The sequence below is a fragment of the Mesorhizobium sp. CA16 genome, from assembly GCF_020165175.1.
In the GTDB taxonomy this organism is placed as follows: Bacteria; Pseudomonadota; Alphaproteobacteria; order Rhizobiales; family Rhizobiaceae; genus Mesorhizobium.
The window spans coordinates 49,163-68,338 of the sequence record NZ_JAIUHP010000006.1 but is presented as its reverse complement, the minus strand read 5'-3'; the positions used below and the strand labels follow the sequence as shown (position 1 = coordinate 68,338).

29 protein-coding genes are annotated in these 19,176 nt (G+C 62.4%); 13 read left to right on the top strand and 16 right to left on the bottom strand.

Features of this window, described 5'->3' with window-relative positions; all coding sequences use genetic code 11:
* Positions 1–147: 147 nt before the first annotated feature.
* From LB525_RS11140 to LB525_RS11120, 5 genes are all read right to left on the bottom strand, one after another.
* Positions 148–1,149 carry a bestrophin family protein gene (locus LB525_RS11140; protein ID WP_224544649.1) on the bottom strand — a complete coding sequence of 334 codons (1,002 nt, stop codon included), beginning with the start codon at positions 1,147–1,149 and terminating at the stop codon, positions 148–150.
* A gap of 261 nt (positions 1,150–1,410) precedes the next feature.
* Positions 1,411–1,764 carry a hypothetical protein gene (locus tag LB525_RS11135; RefSeq protein ID WP_224544648.1) on the bottom strand — a complete coding sequence of 118 codons (354 nt, stop codon included), beginning with the start codon at positions 1,762–1,764 and terminating at the stop codon, positions 1,411–1,413.
* A gap of 207 nt (positions 1,765–1,971) precedes the next feature.
* Positions 1,972–2,712 (bottom strand): terminase large subunit domain-containing protein, encoded by a 741-nt coding sequence (locus LB525_RS11130; protein WP_224544647.1) that lies wholly within the window; start codon positions 2,710–2,712, stop codon positions 1,972–1,974.
* On the bottom strand, positions 2,660–3,085 hold the full coding sequence (locus LB525_RS11125; RefSeq protein ID WP_224544646.1) for a hypothetical protein: 426 nt from the start codon (positions 3,083–3,085) through the stop codon (positions 2,660–2,662). Before LB525_RS11125 ends, LB525_RS11130 begins: the two co-directional genes overlap by 53 nt.
* Positions 3,078–3,446 (bottom strand): hypothetical protein, encoded by a 369-nt coding sequence (locus LB525_RS11120; protein WP_224544645.1) that lies wholly within the window; start codon positions 3,444–3,446, stop codon positions 3,078–3,080. Before LB525_RS11120 ends, LB525_RS11125 begins: the two co-directional genes overlap by 8 nt.
* Positions 3,447–3,829: 383 nt before the next feature.
* Here LB525_RS11120 and LB525_RS11115 point away from each other — a divergent pair, with 383 nt between their 5' ends.
* From LB525_RS11115 to LB525_RS11100, 4 genes are all read left to right on the top strand, one after another.
* Entirely contained in the window at positions 3,830–4,123 is a 294-nt protein-coding gene (locus LB525_RS11115; protein ID WP_318011945.1) for a hypothetical protein, read from the top strand.
* Positions 4,124–4,276: 153 nt separating this feature from the next.
* A complete protein-coding gene (locus LB525_RS11110; protein ID WP_095768411.1) occupies positions 4,277–4,741 on the top strand; it encodes a hypothetical protein in 465 nt (154 codons plus the stop codon).
* A 229-nt stretch (positions 4,742–4,970) separates the two neighbouring features.
* Complete coding sequence (locus LB525_RS11105) at positions 4,971–5,240, top strand: hypothetical protein (protein ID WP_095768410.1); 270 nt, start codon at positions 4,971–4,973, stop codon at positions 5,238–5,240.
* Between the two features lie 71 nt (positions 5,241–5,311).
* Entirely contained in the window at positions 5,312–5,617 is a 306-nt protein-coding gene (locus LB525_RS11100) for a hypothetical protein (RefSeq protein ID WP_095768409.1), read from the top strand.
* A gap of 91 nt (positions 5,618–5,708) precedes the next feature.
* On the opposite strand, the gene LB525_RS11095 is transcribed toward LB525_RS11100, so the two are convergent.
* Positions 5,709–6,122, bottom strand: a complete 414-nt coding sequence (locus tag LB525_RS11095) for a DoxX family protein (protein ID WP_095768408.1) — start codon at positions 6,120–6,122, stop codon at positions 5,709–5,711.
* A 214-nt stretch (positions 6,123–6,336) separates the two neighbouring features.
* A complete protein-coding gene (locus LB525_RS11090) occupies positions 6,337–7,128 on the bottom strand; it encodes a tryptophan 2,3-dioxygenase family protein (protein ID WP_224544644.1) in 792 nt (263 codons plus the stop codon).
* 138 nt (positions 7,129–7,266) lie between these two features.
* Between LB525_RS11090 and LB525_RS11085 the strand changes: the two genes are divergently transcribed.
* Entirely contained in the window at positions 7,267–7,740 is a 474-nt protein-coding gene (locus LB525_RS11085; RefSeq protein ID WP_224544643.1) for an Lrp/AsnC family transcriptional regulator, read from the top strand.
* 116 nt (positions 7,741–7,856) lie between these two features.
* Here LB525_RS11085 and LB525_RS11080 read toward each other — a convergent pair whose 3' ends face one another.
* The 4 genes from LB525_RS11080 to LB525_RS11065 all read right to left on the bottom strand — a co-directional run bounded on the left by LB525_RS11080 (position 7,857) and on the right by LB525_RS11065 (position 10,055).
* Positions 7,857–8,024 carry a hypothetical protein gene (locus LB525_RS11080; RefSeq protein ID WP_176477082.1) on the bottom strand — a complete coding sequence of 56 codons (168 nt, stop codon included), beginning with the start codon at positions 8,022–8,024 and terminating at the stop codon, positions 7,857–7,859.
* 144 nt (positions 8,025–8,168) lie between these two features.
* Positions 8,169–8,528, bottom strand: a complete 360-nt coding sequence (locus tag LB525_RS11075; protein WP_095768502.1) for an SPW repeat protein — start codon at positions 8,526–8,528, stop codon at positions 8,169–8,171.
* A 165-nt stretch (positions 8,529–8,693) separates the two neighbouring features.
* A complete protein-coding gene (locus LB525_RS11070; RefSeq protein ID WP_224544642.1) occupies positions 8,694–9,749 on the bottom strand; it encodes a PAS domain S-box protein in 1,056 nt (351 codons plus the stop codon).
* A 60-nt stretch (positions 9,750–9,809) separates the two neighbouring features.
* Positions 9,810–10,055, bottom strand: a complete 246-nt coding sequence (locus LB525_RS11065; protein WP_224544797.1) for a hypothetical protein — start codon at positions 10,053–10,055, stop codon at positions 9,810–9,812.
* 268 nt (positions 10,056–10,323) lie between these two features.
* On the opposite strand from LB525_RS11065, the gene LB525_RS11060 reads away from it, so the two are divergent.
* Positions 10,324–10,656: a hypothetical protein gene (locus LB525_RS11060; protein WP_224544641.1), complete on the top strand. Its 333-nt coding sequence runs from the start codon at positions 10,324–10,326 to the stop codon at positions 10,654–10,656.
* A gap of 40 nt (positions 10,657–10,696) precedes the next feature.
* Here the strand turns inward: LB525_RS11060 and LB525_RS11055 are convergent, their stop codons facing one another.
* On the bottom strand, positions 10,697–11,110 hold the full coding sequence (locus tag LB525_RS11055; protein ID WP_224544640.1) for an HD domain-containing protein: 414 nt from the start codon (positions 11,108–11,110) through the stop codon (positions 10,697–10,699).
* A 545-nt stretch (positions 11,111–11,655) separates the two neighbouring features.
* Here LB525_RS11055 and LB525_RS11050 point away from each other — a divergent pair.
* Positions 11,656–11,859: a CsbD family protein gene (locus LB525_RS11050; protein ID WP_095768401.1), complete on the top strand. Its 204-nt coding sequence runs from the start codon at positions 11,656–11,658 to the stop codon at positions 11,857–11,859.
* A 356-nt stretch (positions 11,860–12,215) separates the two neighbouring features.
* A complete protein-coding gene (locus LB525_RS11045; RefSeq protein ID WP_095768501.1) occupies positions 12,216–12,416 on the top strand; it encodes a hypothetical protein in 201 nt (66 codons plus the stop codon).
* 96 nt (positions 12,417–12,512) lie between these two features.
* On the opposite strand, the gene LB525_RS11040 is transcribed toward LB525_RS11045, so the two are convergent.
* Together LB525_RS11040 and LB525_RS11035 are read right to left on the bottom strand one after the other, a co-directional pair.
* The gene (locus LB525_RS11040; protein ID WP_224544639.1) at positions 12,513–12,707 is read right to left on the bottom strand and encodes a hypothetical protein; all 195 of its coding nucleotides are present in this window, start codon (positions 12,705–12,707) and stop codon (positions 12,513–12,515) included.
* A gap of 106 nt (positions 12,708–12,813) precedes the next feature.
* The gene (locus tag LB525_RS11035) at positions 12,814–13,023 is read right to left on the bottom strand and encodes a cold-shock protein (protein WP_095768399.1); all 210 of its coding nucleotides are present in this window, start codon (positions 13,021–13,023) and stop codon (positions 12,814–12,816) included.
* A gap of 404 nt (positions 13,024–13,427) precedes the next feature.
* Between LB525_RS11035 and LB525_RS11030 the strand changes: the two genes are divergently transcribed.
* From LB525_RS11030 to LB525_RS11010, 5 genes are all read left to right on the top strand, one after another.
* Complete coding sequence (locus LB525_RS11030; protein WP_224544638.1) at positions 13,428–14,738, top strand: Nramp family divalent metal transporter; 1,311 nt, start codon at positions 13,428–13,430, stop codon at positions 14,736–14,738.
* 203 nt (positions 14,739–14,941) lie between these two features.
* Complete coding sequence (locus LB525_RS11025; RefSeq protein ID WP_224530884.1) at positions 14,942–15,454, top strand: ferritin-like domain-containing protein; 513 nt, start codon at positions 14,942–14,944, stop codon at positions 15,452–15,454.
* A 285-nt stretch (positions 15,455–15,739) separates the two neighbouring features.
* Positions 15,740–16,042 carry a DUF982 domain-containing protein gene (locus LB525_RS11020; protein ID WP_140840699.1) on the top strand — a complete coding sequence of 101 codons (303 nt, stop codon included), beginning with the start codon at positions 15,740–15,742 and terminating at the stop codon, positions 16,040–16,042.
* 26 nt (positions 16,043–16,068) lie between these two features.
* Positions 16,069–16,356 (top strand): DUF982 domain-containing protein, encoded by a 288-nt coding sequence (locus LB525_RS11015; protein WP_224530880.1) that lies wholly within the window; start codon positions 16,069–16,071, stop codon positions 16,354–16,356.
* A 381-nt stretch (positions 16,357–16,737) separates the two neighbouring features.
* Entirely contained in the window at positions 16,738–16,950 is a 213-nt protein-coding gene (locus LB525_RS11010; RefSeq protein WP_140681722.1) for a hypothetical protein, read from the top strand.
* Positions 16,951–16,976: 26 nt separating this feature from the next.
* Here the strand turns inward: LB525_RS11010 and LB525_RS11005 are convergent, their stop codons facing one another.
* Both LB525_RS11005 and LB525_RS11000 read right to left on the bottom strand, forming a co-directional pair.
* Positions 16,977–18,035 (bottom strand): YihY/virulence factor BrkB family protein, encoded by a 1,059-nt coding sequence (locus LB525_RS11005; RefSeq protein WP_224544637.1) that lies wholly within the window; start codon positions 18,033–18,035, stop codon positions 16,977–16,979.
* Positions 18,036–18,044: 9 nt separating this feature from the next.
* Positions 18,045–19,148, bottom strand: coding sequence for a flavodoxin family protein (locus LB525_RS11000; RefSeq protein ID WP_224544636.1), 1,104 nt, complete (start codon positions 19,146–19,148; stop codon positions 18,045–18,047).
* Positions 19,149–19,176: the final 28 nt, after the last annotated feature.

Genomic DNA, 19,176 nt, shown 5'->3' with positions numbered 1-19,176 from the left:
TCCCCTTCTGGGAGAAGGTGGATCGGCGCGCAGCGCCGAGACGGATGAGGGGTGTTCCAGCGGAGAGACGCGCTGGCGTTCCCTAGAGCACCCCTCATCCGGCCGCTTCGCGGCCACCTTCTCCCGCAAGGGGAGAAGGAAAGAACTTTACGTCGCGATGTCGTTGACCGGCGCCAGCGGCGCGGGAAGCGCGGCCTCGCCGAGCCCTCGCCGCAACTCGATCTCGATGTCGCGGCAGATTTGTGAGATCGGCACGTCGTTGGCGTTGCCTTCGAACGGATTGGCGCTGCTTTCGCCGACCAGGTCCAGCGACATGTAGACCCAGCCCAGCAGCGCGCTGAACGGGATGGTCAGCCAGATCGAGATCCAGCCGAGCACGCCGCCTAGCTTGGCCATGTCGGCAAAGACCGGAACAACGCCGAAGGGCAGCAAGGTGCAGAAGATGATCATGAACATCGAGCTCACGATCGCGTATTGCCGGGGATAGGGATTGTTCTTGATGCGATCGCAACGCGCCTGCTGGTCCTGGAAGTCGCGTATCAGCTTGATCAATTCGGAATAGACCTGTGTCGGAACGGCTGAGCTCTTCAACAAGCCGTTGACCTCGGCCAACTGCCTGTCGAGAAGTTCTATCGCCGGCTGCGGCGATTTCAGCACGTTTTCGGCTTCCTCGCCCAGCAGCCTGCGCAGTTCCTCGGCGAGCGACGTCTTGTCCTCCTCAATGTGATAGCGGCGGCGCCGGAACTCGATGTTGGCCGCTTTCGCCAGCGACTCCCAAGGCATCGGCCGCCGCAGCGAAAAACGCAGCGCCGTCAGCCAGGCGAGATGGCGGTAGATCAGCCGCCGGGCGTTGGCTGCATCCGTGAAATCCCGGCAGAAGCCGGACAGCATCCGGCTGCCGGCGGTGATCTGCGAAAAGGCCTGCAGAGCCTCGTTGGCGCGGGTGAAGACCTGAGAATTCTTGAAGCCGGCAACGAGCGACACCGTTGTGCCGAGCACCAGCACGACCGACCATGGCACCGAGAACCCCGCGGTCGCCGGAAGGCGGTAGGCGGCGATCGCCAACCCGCTCACCACGACCATGTAGATGACGCTGCGCCGCGACCAGAGTGCGAAGTCCAGCAACCTGTAAGAACGGCCTACATACATTCCTGAAATCCCTTACGGCATGCAAGTCGCGCGACCGCGCGTTCGCGCACCATAAGCGGTGGAAATCGTTTTGAAAGCTCCAGTTCCTCGCCCCCACGCAAGTGGGGAGAGGTAGCGGCGAAGCCGCGATGGAGAGGGGCGGCGCCAACTTGGATAAACGGACACGAGACCGCTCGGAGACGCTGTCGCCCCACGGAGACCCCTCTCCGGCCGCTGCGCGGCCACCTCTCCCCCCGCTTCGCGCGGGGCGAGGAAACCGGCTCAGCCCTTATATCCCTCGTTGACGCAGTCGTTCTTCCAGGCCCAGTCGAAATCGGCCTGCGACATGGACGAGCCGAGGCCCGGTTCGACACAGGGCCCGGCGCCGTCGATATAGACGATGAAGCGCGCTTCCTTGGTGAAGATCCCGACCTTGCTTGCGATGACGCCGCAGGTCTGGCCGCTCGCGCTGTCGCCGGTGAGGTCGACATGCGAGACGGTTGCCGCCGGATCGTTGATCAGGCTCCGCATCCTGGCTTCGGCCGAAGCGATCGCATCGCCGCGCCAATCGCCTGTGGAGCCGGAGCAGGCCGAGAGCAGCGCGCAGGCAAGAAGCAGGCTCGGTATCGGTCGCATGTCGGCTCCGTATCGCGGCAGGAAACTACTCGATCTTCGATTGCGGCCAAAGCGACATCGCAAATCGTGGTTTCGGCACGGTTTCCCGAAGCCCAGTTCCTCACCCCCACGCGAGTGGGGGAGAGGTGGCGCAGCGAAGCCGCGACGGAGAGGGGGCGGCGCCAACCTGGATGAACGGACACGAGATCACTCGGAAACGCTGCCGCCCTACGAAGCCCCCCTCTCCGGCCGCGGCGCGGCCACCTCTCCCTCGCCTTGCGGGGGCGAGGAACCCAAGTCCTGAACCGCCTCCGCGCTCAAAAACCGCAGCACCACGTCGCTCATGCCGAGCAGCGGCGTGAACGTGACGATCGTGATGCCGTCCGTGGCATTCGTACGGGTGAGGCCCTCGGAATAGATATCCAGCGGCGGCTCCTCGTCAAACCAGACGCCGTGCAGCGTCTCGCCCTGCCATTTCTCGCGGCCTTTTTCGTAGCTCTTGAAAGAAAGCACGCTCTCGCCGGTCTGCACGTCGCCGCCACCGCCCCAGCGCACGACGACGCTGTCCAGCGCTCCCGGCGCGCCGCGGCCCATTACCGTGTCGGCGATGGCATCGGCCGGGATCATGCCGGTGCCCCACTCGCTTTGCTGCTGCGGCGGGCCGACCAGCACCCGCTGCGGATTGTCGCGCGTGCCCTCGCCGGTGACGCCGGCGGCCCAGAGCCTGACGGGTTGGCCGAACACCTTGCCCTTCCACCAGCCCGGATAGCGACCGGTGAGGTGCATGGCCCATTCCGCGCCCCCTGCCCTGGTCTTGCCGAGCTGGTTGCCGGCCATGAACAGACGCTCGCGGTGGGTCGCGCCTGCCGAATGAAATTCGGCCTGCCGCTTGTATGGCGCGTAGGCTGCAAGAAGGTTACGGCGCCGCCTGCGGTCCATCTCCTCCAGAAGCGCCAGATAGGTTTGCATTGCTGTCCAGGAGCGGCCGGAGGCTCGCTTCGAGGCCGCGGATACGGCTGCGGATCTCCTCATCGCTCAACTGCCCGAGGCTGGTTTGCTTGGCATCGACACGTTCCGAGAAATCCTTGGCCGAGAAATCCTTGGGCAGCAGCGTCAGCACGACCTTCAGATACTGCTCGGGTTTTTCGGCGCGCACCGCGGCGATGACGCCGGCGCCATGGACGCGGAAATCGGCGCGAAGCGCGGCGGCGAAATCGTCGACGAGCGTCCTTCGCGAGCGCTTCGGGCGGGGCGACGGAGCGGCAGCGGCTTTGGTAGCTTTCGGCTTTCGCGCCGCCCGCTTCGCGCCTACGGCCTCGCGGCGTCTGTTTTCGTCAGCCATGGGTGACAGAATCCGATGGCGCTGCTTTCGCCGCCTTCGCCTTGCGGACCTTGCGGGCCGGCTTCCTGCGCGGCCTTGCCATGGCCGGCCTGGCGGGCCGGGCATCGGCGGACGGCGCGGCCATTGCCTTCAGCCCCGCCGTGGCTGTGCGGACCGCAGCCGGGCCGAGGCCCTGGCGCGGGAAACCGAAACCGGCGACGGCTTCATCAAGGCCACCGCGAACCATACCGATGCGCACGCCCGGCGCGACCTGCTCGAAACGGCCCGAGCGGTGCGGAAGGCTTGTGCCTTCGAATTCGCCGATAGCGCTGACGATCTCGGCGCCGTCATCGGCGGTGACGATGGTGGCATAGCGTGGCATCTGGGCCTCCAGCAGAATGTTGAAAGCGCCGCAGGACAGGGAAGGCGCCGCCAGCGCTTCGAAAGAATGGATGGCGCGAAAAACAAAAAACCCGCCGGCGGCGGGTCGTTGGCGCAAATCAGCACCATGGACAAAATAGTAGCATAGCTGCCTTCACCAGGCAATAGCCTCTAGGTACATTTTCCTAAATTTCTCAAAATACCGGCGGCAAAGCCCCCGTGCGCGCCACACCTATAGATTGAAACGCCGGGCCAGATCACAACAATTTTTGTCGGAACCAACCTTGGTCCGACGGATTCCACCCCTAGTCGCAACGCGACAGATGACCGTCTCGCAACAGAGGAGAAGAGATCATGCTTACAAGGATTCTTGCAGCTTCGGCCTTGACCATCGGCCTCGCGACGGCGGCGATGGCCCAGAACGCGGGTACCGCCGGAAATGACGGCACGGGCAGCGGCCAGACCGTTACCGTCGAGCCGAAGACGCCGGCCGCGCCGTCGCCTGACCAGGCCGCTCCGCCCGATACCGGCACGACCGGCAGCATCACAGGCGGCGACATGAATTCGAACGCCGACAAGAACTGCGCGAATCATCCGCAGGGCGCAATGGGCGATGCCAATAACAGCACCGCCACCACGGTGCAGCCGAACGTGAACGACAACAACTGCGGCAAGTAACTGCGGCAAGCAAGGGCATCGGGCTTGGACCAAGGGCCGTGGAGTTCGCTTCGCGGCCCTCGTCTTTTGGTCTGGCGGCGCGCCTGCGGAAACCGCGGGGGAACAATGGCACGGCTCGGCCGTTCGTTCCCAGGAGGCAAAAAGGAGAGACCGATGGCAGACAATGACACCAGCACCACCAATTCAGCCAACGGCAACGCGAAAACCGCCGCCGCGCGCGCCACGCGCACCCGTCCCGCGTCCCGCAGCAGCGCACGAGCCTCGCGGGCATCGGAAGACGCGATGAAGAAGCAGATCGCCGAATTGAAGCGTGAGGTGAACCGGCTGAACCGCACGCTTTCCGAACAGGCCGGGGAAGCCGCAGAGACCGCGCATGGTTGGTATCGGGGCGCGGCCGACCGGGCTTCGAACCTTTACAGCGGCGCCTCTGACCGCGCGTCGCGCGCGGCGAGCCAGTTGCGCAGCCAGGCGCAGAGCGTTTCGGAGACCGTGCAGCAGAACCCCGGCACCTTCTCGACCGCGATGTTGATCGGCGGGCTGGTCGGCTTGCTGGCCGGCATGGCGATCAGCCGAAGCTCCGCCCCCGAGCCGGACTGGCTGCATCGTTGGCACAGGTAGGCATTTCCGGCCCGGCTATAGAGCCGAGCCGGAAAACAATAGTGAGCGAGGGTTGCCTTGCGGCGACCGCGCGGAAAGGCTGGACCGTCGCGCCCGGCCTTTTTCTTTCCCGCCGGTTTTTTAGTTTCCGAGGTTCTGCTGGGCCTGCTCTGTTCCGGCGGCCGTCCCGGGCTGGTCATTAGCCGATGCTTATGGGATCATTCCCTGAGGGGAATCGCGGAGAGCAGGCATGGACAAACCTGCCATGGCATCCGTCTTTCGGATGCGGCATGTGCCAGCAAGCATTTCGGGCGTTCGCAGCCTGGGCCGGGGCCAGGCCGATCCGATCTTCCATTCGAGACCGCTCGGCGAAGCGATCCGCTTCATCGCCCAGGCCGAGGGCCAATATGACCTCAGCGCCGTCGCTGTCTTCTACGGTGACCGCCAGACGCCGCCGCTCGGCAACCGCGAGATCAGGCGGCTTTGGAGCGAATATGGAGAGCGGTGGATGGAGGCCTAAGCGAGGCTCGCGCATCTCCGGATCGTAACCGCGGCTCGCGCGTTTCACCCCGGTCAATGGGAGCAAAAGCCATGAATGTCGCCAATCTGCAGCTCGAGGGCCTACTGATGGCCGTCGCTTCGGTCAACCAGGTGCTGGTGCGCAAGGGCGTGCTGACGGTCGAGGAGATCGACATCGCGCTGCGCAAGGCGGAGGCCAGCGAAACCAGCGAGGAGCGCTCGGAAGGCATGTCGGCCTCGAGCCGCGACGCCGTCAACTTCCCGATCCGGTTGCTCGAACTCGCCAACCAGTGCCAGCCGGAAGCCGACATGCCGTCCTTCTCGAAGCTGGCGCGCATGGTCGGCCAGATGAAAGAGCCGTATAACGATCAGATGTGAGCATGTGGGAAGGCGCCTTGTCTTGAAATGTTGGCGCCGCCCCTCATCCGGCCTTCGGCCACCTTCTCCCGTAGAACGGGAGAAGGAAAGTTCATGCCCTGCCCGGCCAACCCAGCTTGACGGCCAGCACGCTGCCCGGGCCGTGGGCGGCGGCGTAGAGCAGGCCGGCGGCGAACGGGAAATGCGACATGAAGGCGCCAAACTCGGCCTGGTTTCCGGCCCAGTGCGACGGGCCGTGAAAGGCGAAGCCGAGGAAGGTGACGTAGACGGCGCCGATCAACGCCAACGGCGTCAGATAAGCGCCGGTGAGGAAGGCGATCACCAGCAACGCTTCGAGGATCGCCGCGCACCAGGCCAGGAACAGCGGGAACGGGAAGCCGGCGGCCGCGATGTAGCCTGCGGTGGCGCCGATATCCATCAGCTTGAAGGCGACGGCCATCGCGAACATGGCGGCGAAGATCAGGCGGGCGATGAGAATGGCGGCGGTCTGCCAGGTCGACTGCATTTCCACGGTGTCCTCCGGATTGTTGAAGCGGTTGATGCCCCCAAGGACGGGCGGAGAGAGATGGTTCCGACAGGCGCTGGAAAAATTGTTTGGCGAGAGGCGCCACAACTTTCTCCTTCTCCCCTTGTGGGAGAAGGTGGATCGGCGCTTCAGCGCCGAGACGGATGAGGGGTGTTCCAGCGGAGTGAAACGCTGGCTTTCCTTGGAACACCCCTCATCCGGCCGCTTCGCGGCCACCTTCTCCCACAAGGGGAGAAGGAGAAAGTTGCGGCGGATGGCTGATTGAATCCCGAACGGTGCCGTATTCGGCGCCCCAGCGGTCCGTCATGGCGCAGCGAATGTCCCAGAGCTCGGGGAAGAAGCGGTGGCGGGCGCCGCCTTCGAGGATCTCCACCGGCCTGCCTTTCAGCGACTTCGCGCCGAGCCCGATCGAGCGGTGGATCAGATAGAGGTGGTTGGCGCGGAATTTCTGGAACAGCTCGTCGAACTCGATCAGCGCCTCGGCCACGACATAGGAATCGCCGTGGTCGTAATGCTCGTCATAGATAGTCTCCACGGTCAGCCCGCGGCCGTCGAGATAGGCACGCCTGAAGGCCCGCCAAAGGTCCGGCGGCAGGCGCAGCAAAAGCTTGAAGCCCGGCGATTCCTGGCCGCTGCCATTGCCGAGCTGCAGGCGGATCTGCTGGTACTCCTTGGGCGACATGGTCTCCAGGAGGTCGAGCTGCGCCGTCATCATGCGCATCAGCCGGTGTACGCGGCCCATCAGCGTGACGATGCGATGCGTGTCCTGTTTCTCCAGATAGTCGAGGACGTCAACCAGCGTGTAGGCGATGAGCTTCATCCACAGTTCCTCGACCTGGTGCACGATCTGGAACTGCAGCTCGTCGGCGTTGACCATGTCGGAGAGCGGTTTTTGGCAGGCGAGCAGCTGATCGCATTTCAGATAGACGCCGTAGTCGCGCATCTCGGGGGCCTCGATGCGGGCGTGGTAATCGTTCTTGTCCATGGCTTCTCCTCCTCGCGGCAGGTTTTTCGACCGGGCGACAAGGATAGCGCTCTCGGCTTGAACATTGTTCCTTTCTGTTATTCAAATGACGTGGAATGAAGGACGATCGTCGACATCTCCTGTCATATTGGAGAACGAATGAAGCTGGATGCTCTCGACCGCAGAATAGTCGCCGCGCTTGAGCGCGACGCACGCATCTCGTTCGGCGAACTCGCCGAGGAGGTCGGCTTGAGCAAGACGCCTTGCTGGAAACGGGTGAAGGCGCTGGAAGAGGCCGGCGTTATCCGGGGATATTCGACCCGCATCGACCCGGCCAGGATCGGCTTCGGCATCGAGGCCTTCATTCAGGTGTCGATCGACTTCGAGGTGTCGGATGCCTTCGAGGCGGCAGTGAAGAAGCACCCGCTGATCCGCCGCTGCTACGCCACCACGGGCGAAGCCGACTATCTGCTCCAGATCGTCACCGTCGACATGATGGCGCTCGACCGGATGCTGCGCGAGGAACTCAGCCGCCTGCCCGGCGTGCGCCGCACGGTAACTTCGATGGCGATGCGCGAGATCAAGGGCGACATCTCGTTCGCCGAGGCGGCGGCGCGTGCGCTGAGGGGATAAGGCGAGCGCCAAATTGAGACGTCGGCTCGACGGTATCCCTGTCGGCAATCGAGCCGTGGACGCGGGCCGCGCAGGCCCGCGCCGCATGGTGTCTTTATGGCGACGCAAGGCGCGATCTACTGGTTGGAGGACGCGTGACGAGAATATGGGAGCCTGATCACGGCCGGCTCCCGCTCCACCTTTTCCTTCTCAGCGTCGGCCTTGCGTTTCGGGCATTCCTCGAAATCATGGTCGCGGCCGCCGCAGTAGGAGCAGCACTTGGCCGGGGTGTCGGGGTTAAGCATCGAGACCATTCCCAAGAATGCACCAAAACGTTTCCCGTTGCAGCAATCGCGTGAAGACGCTGCAATGGCCGTTCAGCCCGATGCCCAGACGCCGCAGTAGCAGGAGCTCGCCGCTTGCGCGGCGGGCTCCCGCTCAATCACCGCTCACGCATGAGCGTGGGGATGACGGAAGTCCCAGACAGCCCAGGCCGATGCCGCGACCACCAGCACGCCGAGAACGACATGCGTGGCCATGACATACGTGTCAGCCGCGAAGTGTAGCAACCAGGGCGACACGATCAGCCAGAGCCCGAGGACGACGTTTACCCATTCTTCCCATTCGGCGAACACCGAAAGCGTCGCGAGCGCCAGCGCGCCGAGAAGAACGCCGACAATCCAGGCGTTCCACGCGGGCACCGTCGCTGCGGTGAATCCGATGACCCATGGTGAGATGAACAGGCAAATCGCCAGGATCAGGGTGATCCAGTCCTGACTCTTTCTTGCTTCCATCAGTTTGCTTGGCATGACAACCTCCATAGACGAAGCTTGACCAAAGCAACTGTATCCGCGTGGACATTGCACGCTTAGCGATTGATGTAATTACGTTTCTATCAGGCTGCAAGTGGCGGGCGGGCAGGCCCGAAACGCGCGTCGCCGGCGTGGGACGGGAGAAATCCCGCCGCCTGCCGCTCAAACGCTGAAGTCGGTGTCGCCCTCTGCCCCGAGCTGCGGAACGACGATTGCCTCGAGCGGCGCGTCGAGCGTCCATTTCACGCTGCCGGGCGAGCGTTCGAGGCTTGAGGAACCGCTCAGGGACTGCGGCGCCACCCGCTGCAGCACCACGGTGCCAAAACCCTTGCGCTCACTCGTCTTCTGCTCAGCTCCAACGGCCGTCGCGCCGGATGTCTCGTGCCACAGAAGATGAAAGCGCCGCTGCGCTTGCGGGCCGGGCTCGACCTGCCAGGTGATTTCGATACGGCCGCCTTCGCCCGCCAGCGCGCCATATTTGGATGAGTTGGTGCCCAACTCGTGGAAGGCCATGCCGAGATTCTGCACGGCGTTGGACTGCAGCGTCAGGAGCGGCCCGGAAAGCGAGATGCGCTCCTCATGGCCGAAAGGCTTCAGATGCTCCTGGATCAGGTCGAACAGGCTGGCGCCGGCCCATTCGGAGGTGACCAGGAGATCGTGCGAGCGCGACAGCGCCATGATGCGCGAACGGATCAGTTCCTCGAACTCGCCCGGATCGGTGGAGCGCTTGCTGGTTTCCCTGATCATCGACAGGATCACGGCGAACTGGTTCTTCACGCGGTGATTGACCTCGCGCATCAAGAGCCGGATGCGGCGCTCGCTTTCCTTGGCAGCGCTGATATCGCGGGCGATCGTCGAGGCGCCGATGATCTCGCCCGCATTGTTCTTGATCGGCGAAATCGTCAGTGAAACGGTGATCAGCGAGCCGTCCTTGCGCCTGCGCACCGTCTCAAAGCTCGGAATGCGCTCCCCCTTGCGAATGCGGCCGATGATCTCGGTTTCCTCGTCTTGCATATGCTCTGGGATCAGCATCAGGATCGACCGGCCGATGGCCTCTTCGGCGGTATGGCCGAACATGCGTTCGGCCGCGTGGTTCCAGTCGGTGATCACGCTGTCCAGAGTCTTGCCGACGATGGCGTCGTAGGAAGAATCGACGATCGCGGCCAAGCGCGCATCGGCGTTCGGATCGTGTCGGAACGTCCCCCCGGGATTGGTCATAGACGGTAATTAGGGCCGGCCGAGGTCAAGGCAATCTGCCGCGAGCGAGCGTGCATCTGCTCAGGGTTTCGAGTCGCTGGAGCCATCTACGACCTTCCGATCCAGCGATATCACGCCGAAATCCTGCGACTTCGCGCCCAGGTCAGCGGTCAGAAACCCATCGGACGCCAGCCCACGGCGCAAAAGCTCGCGCACAGCGGCCGAGCGGCTTGGCATGCGTTTTTCGAAACGCCAGTTTTCCAGCGCCGCCAATTCCTCGTCGGTCAGCATGATCTGCAACCTTTGCGGCCGTTCAAGCTCAACCACTTCCGCCTCCATCCGAGCCGAACACTGTGAGTTAGTATGTGCCTAACTGTGAGTAGAAATAGGAAATGGCCATAAGGCGTCAAGAGGGGATGATTTGCCGATCGGTAATGAAGCCAACGATGCTAAGGATGCGGTGAAACCGCGTTTGATATACTTTGCTAACTGGCTGATTTATTTATTGTTTTTAAAATTTGTGTATTGCCAACCGCACTGCTCCAGCGCATGGTTGCAACAGAGGGATAGACCCCCGCGAAAGGAGGGTTTTCCAATGATGCGAGGATTTTCCAACCGGCTGCGCGACGACTCTCACTGCAAGGTCCAGCAGGCCCTGCGGATCGACGGGATCGTCAACATCATCCGGGTTGCGGAAGAAATCAGGCTCAAGAACCTCGCCGAGAACATCGCCCGCGAGGACATCGAAAGCCTGGTGATGCAAATCGCCCAACTTTACGGGGCGCCGATCGAGTTCGACGACCAGGCCTTAACGGCGCTCGACCTGCCGGCAGCCACGGGCCGCGACAACCGCAACGACCTCGAAAGGGCCCTGTGGGAGCACGCGCTGCCCGACGCGCGGCTCGATTTGCTGCAGCTAGACGAATAGCGGGGCGACGCCGGCAGCAGCCTAGTGCCCCCAACGCCGCTCAGTCCCTGGCGGCCAACTCGCCCAGAATCTCGAGCCCCGTCTCATACCGGTCCGGCGCAACGCCCGCCTGATGAGCTTGCCACAGATTGTCGCGCAGGTCGGCTATCTTAACCGGCAGGGCAAGCTCGTTTGAGGCGGCGCGGAAAATGAAACCCTCCTCGCTCTCGTCCATGCGCCTGGTCAGCGCATCGACCGCCGCCACCACCGGCAGGCCGAAGCCGGCGCCGTGCAGCCGCTCGAGACTCCAACCCTCGCCTTTTTCGACCACGTCATGCAGATAGGCAACCGTCTTTTCGTCCAGCGTTTCGACCGCATCGGCAACCCGTCTCAGATGTTCGATGTAGGGTCTGCCGGTCTTGTCTTTCTGACCCCGATGGGCCTGCTCGGCGATTTTGGCGGCTTGGTGAAGCATGGTCCTTCCGATCTCGTCACGATAAAGCCCGTCCCGGCGAGGGACGGCCGAGGCGGGCTTGCTCGGGTCGGAACCCGGTCCGGATGACGGGCCTTCGGGGAAACTGCGCGCCATCCATGCCGCAAGAACCTCGGCACCGGCCTAATGTTCCAACGCTGCCGGATTTTTGAGGATGCGCCATCCCCAATCCGCGCCACCCGTTCCAGGCGGGATGCCAGCAGGAGGCGCGTCGCTGAAATGAATTCAGACGACACGCTTTAAGTCTTTGTTTTGATGCCCGTCGTCCCAGAACCGCTGCGCATTCTGGGCGACATGCATTAAAAAGAAGCCCGGACCAGGAGCCGGGCAAGAGAGGTCTTGGGAACATGCTGACCGGGGGTCACGCTCAGCGTTTGCTAATTTGGCGGTTCATTATGACGGCCAGATGAAGGCACATTCGTCCGTGTCGTTGTGCTCAGTGCTTGCCTCGACGCAGAAAGAGCTTTCGACAGGAACTTCGCGGTCGTGTTGCCGTTAGCCCTCCGTGTCCAACAGGAGGTCCGGCCATGGACTGGAACCGCGTCGAAGGCAATTGGAAGCAGGTTAAAGGCAAGGTGAAGGAACAGTGGGGCAAGCTGACCGACGACGATCTCGATCGTATCGCCGGAAAGCGCGACCAGCTCGAAGGCGTAATCCAGGAACGCTACGGCCTGGAGAAGGATCGCGTGCGCCGCGACATCGACGACTGGTACAGGATGCAGGGCTGGTAACACCGGCTCCCCAAAACGAAGGGCGTTGCCTCGCGGCAGCGCCTTTGAGTAAGCCGGTCACCCGCGCGACGGCGGCGTGTCCGTTTCGACCTGCAGGTCGGGCGGCATGAATGGCTCTGATGGGCTACCATGGCCGAGTTCCGCCCGCGCCGAAGGCGCGCTGGATTATCCGGATCGGCTTGCCTTCGCGAGGCGCCTGGCGCGCCGCCTTGCGCCGGTTCCAGAAAGGCGCCGCATCGGGGATCAGCCACGGATCTCATGGTCCGCCGCCAGCGGGACGCCCCCGGATATCAAAATTGCAGAAACGCATGAAACATGCCGCCGCCTCGAAAGTTCCTACCGGAAGGAGTTGGCTCATGATCAACCGAGGCGACGGCGCCGAACCCGGCGATGGCAAAGCGGCTCAACCAGCACAGGGCGATGTGGAATTGCTTGCTCGCCGCCTGGCAAAGGATACCGACATCTCGGAGGACGAAGCTCGCGAACTGATCAAGCTTATCGGCCCTGACTGGACTTCACTGGTGAGAGAGGCGAGGTTCCTCAAGGGACGGCACTGATCAAAGGCTTGTCGGGATTTTTCCCGCAGCCGGGGCGACCATCTCAGGAAAGGGTGAACCCAGCCCGGCCGCCACGGCGCCGCTCACGCCGCGCCCCTATTTGGCGGCGGCCTTCTTCTTCACCTTCTTTGCCGGCTCCTCCACCGGCTCCTGCGCAAGCCTGGCCTTGCGAAGACGCGCCGTTTTGGCAACCCTGGCCGCCGCCTCGCTGTCGATGATGGCGCGCGCGGTTTTTGTAGTGGCCTCGTTCTTGGCGTCGCCTTTCGGCTTGAACACATTCGTATCAGCCATGTGCTACCTCGCTATGCAAACGAAAAAGGCCGGGCGAACCCGACCTTCCCTCAAAGCCCCAGCGCCAGTGCCGGTACATCCGTGGTCAAAGGCGCCGACGCATGGCTTAGGCTGCCTGGAGGTTCTCCGCGGCGCTCTTGCCGCTGCGAGCGTCCTTGACGACGTCAAAGCTTACCTTCTGGCCTTCGACGAGAGAACGCATCCCTGCGCGCTCCACGGCGGAGATGTGAACGAACACGTCCGGCTGGCCGCCGCCCTGTTCGATGAAGCCAAAGCCCTTGGTGGCGTTAAAAAACTTCACGGTTCCAGTAGTCATACGATTTCCTTTCAAATCGACGCAAATTACCGCCGCTTGGCCGAATGCCAAACGTCACGGTTTTCGAAATTGAGAGGGAAGATCGTCGGGCGCAAAGGCCCTGAAACAACGTTCGTTCAACAAGATCGATGTCACACATATAGCGTTTAAACTGACTCCCGGCAAGACAACCCCCGATATATTTATGCAGGACCCTTTTCGGCACCCGACCCGATCCGCTCTCTGATGCGAAAGTGACGATGACGGCGGAACCGACGTCATCGCCGCCAGTTACTCACCATCTTCGTTAGCTCTTGCTTATCTACGCAAAACACCTGTCCGAGCCTGTCGTGCAAGTCGCTCCGATTACCCCTGGCCTCGGCTGCCATTGCGCTAGCGCTCGGCCGGGCATGGAAGAACCAAGGATGGCCGAAGTCGGTTCGCACATCGAGAGAGAACGAAGCAACACGTCGGCGAAGGGACCTTTGCAACGGTTCTTGCGTACGATCGGCCCCGGTTTTATCACCGGCGCATCCGACGACGATCCCTCCGGTATCGGAACTTACAGCCAAGCCGGCGCGCAGCTCGGTTTCGATATCGGCTGGACCATGCTATTCACCTTCCCGCTGATGGCGGCGATCCAGGAGATCGCCGCCCGCATCGGCCGCACCACCGGCAGGGGGATTTCCGGCAACCTCAGCAGACACTATCCCTCCCCGCTGCTCTGCGTCGTGGTGGTGCTGCTTTCCGTCGCCAACGTCATCAATATCGGTGCCGACCTCAGCGCCATGGCGGACGCGTTGGAGCTGCTCATCGGCGGGCCGAGCCCGCTCTATGTCATCGCATTCGCGATCGTCTGTATCTGCGCGATCGTCTTCATCGACTACACCCGCTACGTGAAAGTGCTCAAATGGACAACTTTGAGCCTCTTCGCCTACGTCATTGCCATGTTCGCCGCGAATGTAGCCTGGGCCGATGCGGCCAAAGGCCTGCTTGTTCCGCACATTGAATGGAGTGGCGCTTTCTTCACCACGCTGCTCGCGATCCTCGGCACGACGATCTCGCCTTATCTGTTCTTCTGGCAGGCCTCGCAGGAAGTCGAGGAGGAGGAACTCAAGCCAAGCGCCAAGCCGCTGCGATGGGCGCCGTGGCAAGCTTCCAGGGCATTCCGGCGGATACGCGCCGATACGCTGGTCGGAATGGCGTTTTCGAATTTGATAGGTGTCGCGATCATCTTCACCACGGCCGCCACGCTTCACAAGGCGGGGGTGACCGATATCGCTTCGTCCACGGACGCGGCCAAGGCTCTGGAGCCGGCCGCCGGAAAGTTCGCCTTCATCATTTTCTCGATGGGAATTATCGGCACCGGGCTTTTGGCTGTGCCGGTGCTGGCGGGGTCAGCGGCTTTCGCCGTCGGCGAAGCCCTGCACTGGACGGTGGGGCTGCAGCGCAAGCCGAAGGAAGCGTTGGCGTTTTACGTCACACTCGCCGCCGCGACCGCTCTTGGCACCGGGATCATGTTTACCCCGATCGACCCGATCAAGGCGCTTTACTGGAGCGCCGTCATCAACGGCATATGCGCCGTTCCCGTGCTGATCGTCATGATGCGGATGGCCGGCCGCAAAGACATCATGGGTGAATTCCCGGTTCAGGGTTGGCTGCGCGCGCTGGGATGGCTAACGACAATGACAATGGCAGCCTCGTCAGTGGGCCTCATCGCGCAGTGGTTTGCGTGAATCCCGAGCAGGGGAAAGCGGCTTTTCAGATGCGACAGTCGGGCGATTCATGCGTCGGTCCGGCCAATTGCCTGGCCGCGGCGGTGCTTCGTCGTCGTCAATAACAATTGATGCTTTTAGCTGTGTCGCCGCATGTATTTCTTTCTGGAACAACTTTGGTCGGGCCGTGTTGGTGGTGATCCAACCCCACCAGGAGATTCAGAATGGCGACGACGAAAGCGGCCTCGAACAAGGGCCTCAACGAACTTTTCCATGACACGCTGAAGGATATCTATTTCGCCGAGAAGAAAATCCTGACGACGCTGCCCAAGATGGCGAAGGCGGCGCAGGACGACGCGCTGAAAATGGCCTTCGAGAAGCATCGCGACCAGACGGAGGAACATGTCGCCCGTCTCGAGGAAGTGTTCGAGGTGATCGATAAGAAACCGGCGGGCAAGACTTGTGCCGCCATCATAGGCATCACCGAGGAAGGTGCCGAGATCATGGACGAGTACAAGGGCTCGCCCTCGCTCGACGCCGGCCTGCTGGCTGCCGCCCAAGCCGTCGAGCATTACGAGATCTCTCGCTACGGCACGCTTAGGACCTGGGCGCAGGAACTCGGCCTGACGGAGGCCGTCACCTTGCTCGACAAGACGCTGAACGAAGAAAAGGAAACGGACGCCGCGCTCACCCAGCTTGCCGAATCCGCGGTCAACGTCGCGGCTGAAGCCGCATAGCGGACGATCCGCTGACGCCGCCGAGCCCCGGCAGCTTGCCAGGGGTCTCTGCCACATTGCAGGTCTAATCGAACGACGGCGGCCGCTGCCCGCGCCACCAACGATCTTAGCTGTTTGTTGGACCGATAATTCGTCGTGGATGGCAGAATTGGCGCGCCGGTTCTTGCAGCGACCCCGGGCCTCTTGACGGTCAAGATCTACAAACCCATATCGCCGCTGAGCTTGGGCCGCTGTCGGCACCAAGCCGTTGCCTGAACTCAATTGTTCGTTCGATTGGAGGACGTTATGAACGATCGCATGTTCGACAGCCCTGTTTTCGTGAAGAGCGGAGACAGCCTCATCCAGGAAATCGCGTGCCTGGAAGATGCCCTGGAATTTCTTTACGCGTGGCCCAAGAACAGGCGCGGAACCATCTTTGAAACGGCACTTCGTGCCTGCCAGCGGGCATTCGACAGCGGCTATCCGCTGACTGCCGCCAGAGATGCCTTTAGCGGTTTCGCAAGGTCGGTCAAAATTCTCGAGGACGTGAGTATGCCCTTGCCATGGATGACCGGCAAAGGCGGCCGCGGCGGCGGACTGACTGTTTGAAAGTTTCGCGATTATGGGAGTTCGCGATGCTTTCCAAACCTTTCGAGAAACCCCTTCGCGTTTGGGTCGGACTGGGCTTTCCCCGGCAACTGAACACCGTCGTCGATGCCTATCAGTTCGCGACCGACTGGTGCGGCAATAGCCCGGAGCAGAAAGCGGCTATCCGTGCCTGCAAGGCGGCTTTGGCCGGTGATGTCGACGCGGAAACCGCACGAGGCGTTTTCGCCGCATTCGCGCGCAAGAAGGATATCCTTGTCGAGGACGGACCAATCCCCCTCGCGATAGAAAAAGCTCGGCCGTCAGATTACCGATGAGGATCGGGGCGCGCCCCGCGACCGCTGTCGGGGCGCCTCACAGCGTGCCGCATGTCATCCGGTCCGCCCCTTGGCACTGGATCGTTGGCCTCGAATGAACGCCCACCAGTCGCGGGAATGATGGGCGTTCAAACAGTTGACGATGAAGGGACTCAAATATCCGTCAAACCGTCCCACAACCACCAACGGCGGGCCAAGGTTTCACTGCTTGGACCAAAGCGGCGCTGCGTGCGACTTCAGTCCCAAGTGAGTTGTATGTCGCGGCCGGGCCGGCCTGCCTTCCCGGTTTCCAGCAAGTGCCTCATACCGCCACCGTCTGGAGGAACATCGGCTAAATGGAACTTCGATCCTGATTGTCTGTTCATTGGAAGGCGGGCCAACATGACCAGATCGTCGCTTCATCTTCTCAAGGGTACAGGGTATCTGATTTCCACAGTGAGCGTGGCGCTGCTGGCGATCGTCAGCTGGGACAGTGCCTCGAAAAGTCCGTTGCTGATTGCTTGTCTGCTCGGCGGAGCCGCTACCTCGGTTATCGGCATGTTCTGCCGCTGGCTGTCCTACGAAATCGAGAAACGGCAGGAAGAACGGCGGTAAGGCACGAGCCCGGCGACGAGGTCGTATTAGCCTGAGCGGCGCAAGACCCCCGTGACAAGCAGAGTGATCAGGCTGCCGAGGACAATCCATAGGACGATCCCGCCGCCGGATGCCCGAGGCGCCGCCGCGCCGACACTTGCACCAGCGTCGGCCGGCATCGTCGTCCCCGGTTTGGCTACTTCTTCGGCATGGTGCGGCGCAGCCCGGTCGGTTGCATTCGCAACGACCGGCGCGAGGTCGCGCCGGCTGCCGCGCCGTACCGAATAGGCGCGGGTAATCTCGGCACCGAAAAGAAAAATCTGTGCCGAATAATAAACCCAGACCAGCACCACCATCAGCGCGCCCGCCGCTCCGTAAGACGTCGCTATGGCGCTGGTACCGATGTACCAGCCGATCAGCGATTTGCCGATGGTGAAGAGCAACGCCGTGACCGCAGCGCCGATGCCGACATCGCGCCATTTGAGCGTGCGGTCCGGCAGGACCTTGTAGATCGCGGCGAAGAGCAGCGCGATCAGCACAAAAGAGACGATCGTGTTGATGCCGCTGACGATCAGCGTTCCAAACGGCAGGCTGCGGTTAATGACTTCGCCAAGCGCGGCGATTGCAGTGCTGGCTGCAAGCGACACCAGCAGCAGGAAGCCGAGCGCCGCCACAAGTCCGAGGCTCACCGCCCTCGCCCGCACCAGGCGCGAAAACGACACGCTGGTGGGCTTGACCTTCCAGATCTCGTTCAATGTCTGCTGCATCTCGCCGAAGACGCCGGACGCGGTGATCAAAAGCGTGACCAGCCCGATCAAGGCGGCCAAAGTACCGGACCCGCGCTGCGAGGCGGTCTCGACCGTTGCCTTGAGAAGATCAGCGCTCTGCGGTCCCATGACGCCCGATATCTGTGCCGAGAGCGCCAATTGCGCAGCATCGTTGCCGATGACGAACCCGGCGATCGCGACCACGATCAGCAGGATCGGCGCCAGCGAGGTGGTGGCGTAGAAGGCCATCGCCGCGCCGTGGCTCAGCGCATTGTCGGCAATATAGCCGGAGACGCTTTCCTTGAGGATTGTCCAGCCTTCGTTGGCCCAGCGCGGCATCTTCTTCCTCTATTTTGGGCGTGGATCCTTGAGGTCGGCTCCGATGGTGGGGAATTCCCCTGCCCGGCGCCTCGCCACCGCTTCGGCCAGGGCTAGCGCGGCGTTGGCTACTTCAACCTGAACGTCCTTGTCAGCGTCGAGCTCGTCATGGCTGGTTGCATAGGGCTTCCAGTAGCCAATATAGCGGTCGAGTTCGGCAATCTCGCCGACGGGATCGAGCTTCATCGAACGCAGCCAGTCGGCAAGCGCATGCCGCACGTTCGCAGCGCCTTCCGTATCGCCATGAACGACAACCGAAAACAACCGGCCTTCGAGATGGCGGGGATAGCTCCAGCCAGCGAGTTCGGCTTGCTTGGCAAGCGCTGCATCCTTGCCCTGCGTCAAAGACGGATCGGGATTGCCACCGTCAGCGCAGACCAGCCGGTCCATCATCAACTTCACCGGCGAGGAGGTCTGGTACCAGTTGACGGGCGTGACGATCATCACGCCATGCGCCTCGACCCAAAGGGGGTAAATGTCGTTCATCCAGTCGTGCACCTGGCCGAGCGAATGGTTCGGATAGCACGAGCACGGCCAGTGGCAGAGCGCCGCCGCTGTCGAGAAGCAGGCCTTGCAAGGGTAGATCCTGCGGCCATATTCGGAAGCGAGCCGCGACAGATCGAGCACTTCAACGGAAAAGCCCGGCCTGCCAGCAATGGCGCGGCGCGCCAGTTCGACGAGACGAAAGCTTTTCGACATTTCGCCCGGGCAAGTATGCTCGCTGCGTGAGGAGCCGTTGATGATCAGGATGCGCGACGGTGCAGTTCTGTCCTCGTGGCGCCGTTGCGCGGCCTTGACCGCATCGTGAGCGGCGATCCATTCGACGGAGAGATCGTAGCTCGGGTCGTGAAAACCCTCCCCCGCTTTGCGGGTCACCGGACTTTTGCGTTCCTCGCTATAGGCCTGCCAAGCGATTTCGGCCAGCCTGCCTATGGCTTCGGCCTCCGGCTCGAAGGCCGGATCGTAGAACAGCTTCCTGTAGCGTTGCTTGAACTCGCTCTCGCCGAGACGCGGGCTGGGCATGCCCTTGCGCGGTTCGACGCCGCCACCGTTTAATTCCGTGTCCACTGCCATGTACTGCCCCAAGCTCGGAGCGGGCCGG

Excerpts from the sequence above, each read along its gene's own strand:
- LB525_RS11140 (WP_224544649.1), bottom strand. The coding sequence starts at position 1,149 with ATGTATGTAGGCCGTTCTTACAGGTTGCTGGACTTCGCACTCTGGTCG.
- LB525_RS11135 (WP_224544648.1), bottom strand. The coding sequence starts at position 1,764 with ATGCGACCGATACCGAGCCTGCTTCTTGCCTGCGCGCTGCTCTCGGCC.
- LB525_RS11130 (WP_224544647.1), bottom strand. The coding sequence starts at position 2,712 with ATGCAAACCTATCTGGCGCTTCTGGAGGAGATGGACCGCAGGCGGCGC.
- LB525_RS11125 (WP_224544646.1), bottom strand. The coding sequence starts at position 3,085 with ATGGCTGACGAAAACAGACGCCGCGAGGCCGTAGGCGCGAAGCGGGCG.
- LB525_RS11120 (WP_224544645.1), bottom strand. The coding sequence starts at position 3,446 with ATGCCACGCTATGCCACCATCGTCACCGCCGATGACGGCGCCGAGATC.
- LB525_RS11110 (WP_095768411.1), top strand. The coding sequence starts at position 4,277 with ATGGCAGACAATGACACCAGCACCACCAATTCAGCCAACGGCAACGCG.
- LB525_RS11105 (WP_095768410.1), top strand. The coding sequence starts at position 4,971 with ATGGACAAACCTGCCATGGCATCCGTCTTTCGGATGCGGCATGTGCCA.
- LB525_RS11100 (WP_095768409.1), top strand. The coding sequence starts at position 5,312 with ATGAATGTCGCCAATCTGCAGCTCGAGGGCCTACTGATGGCCGTCGCT.
- LB525_RS11095 (WP_095768408.1), bottom strand. The coding sequence starts at position 6,122 with ATGCAGTCGACCTGGCAGACCGCCGCCATTCTCATCGCCCGCCTGATC.
- LB525_RS11090 (WP_224544644.1), bottom strand. The coding sequence starts at position 7,128 with ATGGACAAGAACGATTACCACGCCCGCATCGAGGCCCCCGAGATGCGC.
- LB525_RS11085 (WP_224544643.1), top strand. The coding sequence starts at position 7,267 with ATGAAGCTGGATGCTCTCGACCGCAGAATAGTCGCCGCGCTTGAGCGC.
- LB525_RS11080 (WP_176477082.1), bottom strand. The coding sequence starts at position 8,024 with ATGCTTAACCCCGACACCCCGGCCAAGTGCTGCTCCTACTGCGGCGGC.
- LB525_RS11075 (WP_095768502.1), bottom strand. The coding sequence starts at position 8,528 with ATGCCAAGCAAACTGATGGAAGCAAGAAAGAGTCAGGACTGGATCACC.
- LB525_RS11070 (WP_224544642.1), bottom strand. The coding sequence starts at position 9,749 with ATGACCAATCCCGGGGGGACGTTCCGACACGATCCGAACGCCGATGCG.
- LB525_RS11060 (WP_224544641.1), top strand. The coding sequence starts at position 10,324 with ATGATGCGAGGATTTTCCAACCGGCTGCGCGACGACTCTCACTGCAAG.
- LB525_RS11055 (WP_224544640.1), bottom strand. The coding sequence starts at position 11,110 with ATGCTTCACCAAGCCGCCAAAATCGCCGAGCAGGCCCATCGGGGTCAG.
- LB525_RS11050 (WP_095768401.1), top strand. The coding sequence starts at position 11,656 with ATGGACTGGAACCGCGTCGAAGGCAATTGGAAGCAGGTTAAAGGCAAG.
- LB525_RS11045 (WP_095768501.1), top strand. The coding sequence starts at position 12,216 with ATGATCAACCGAGGCGACGGCGCCGAACCCGGCGATGGCAAAGCGGCT.
- LB525_RS11040 (WP_224544639.1), bottom strand. The coding sequence starts at position 12,707 with ATGGCTGATACGAATGTGTTCAAGCCGAAAGGCGACGCCAAGAACGAG.
- LB525_RS11035 (WP_095768399.1), bottom strand. The coding sequence starts at position 13,023 with ATGACTACTGGAACCGTGAAGTTTTTTAACGCCACCAAGGGCTTTGGC.
- LB525_RS11030 (WP_224544638.1), top strand. The coding sequence starts at position 13,428 with ATGGCCGAAGTCGGTTCGCACATCGAGAGAGAACGAAGCAACACGTCG.
- LB525_RS11025 (WP_224530884.1), top strand. The coding sequence starts at position 14,942 with ATGGCGACGACGAAAGCGGCCTCGAACAAGGGCCTCAACGAACTTTTC.
- LB525_RS11020 (WP_140840699.1), top strand. The coding sequence starts at position 15,740 with ATGAACGATCGCATGTTCGACAGCCCTGTTTTCGTGAAGAGCGGAGAC.
- LB525_RS11015 (WP_224530880.1), top strand. The coding sequence starts at position 16,069 with ATGCTTTCCAAACCTTTCGAGAAACCCCTTCGCGTTTGGGTCGGACTG.
- LB525_RS11010 (WP_140681722.1), top strand. The coding sequence starts at position 16,738 with ATGACCAGATCGTCGCTTCATCTTCTCAAGGGTACAGGGTATCTGATT.
- LB525_RS11005 (WP_224544637.1), bottom strand. The coding sequence starts at position 18,035 with ATGCCGCGCTGGGCCAACGAAGGCTGGACAATCCTCAAGGAAAGCGTC.
- LB525_RS11000 (WP_224544636.1), bottom strand. The coding sequence starts at position 19,148 with ATGGCAGTGGACACGGAATTAAACGGTGGCGGCGTCGAACCGCGCAAG.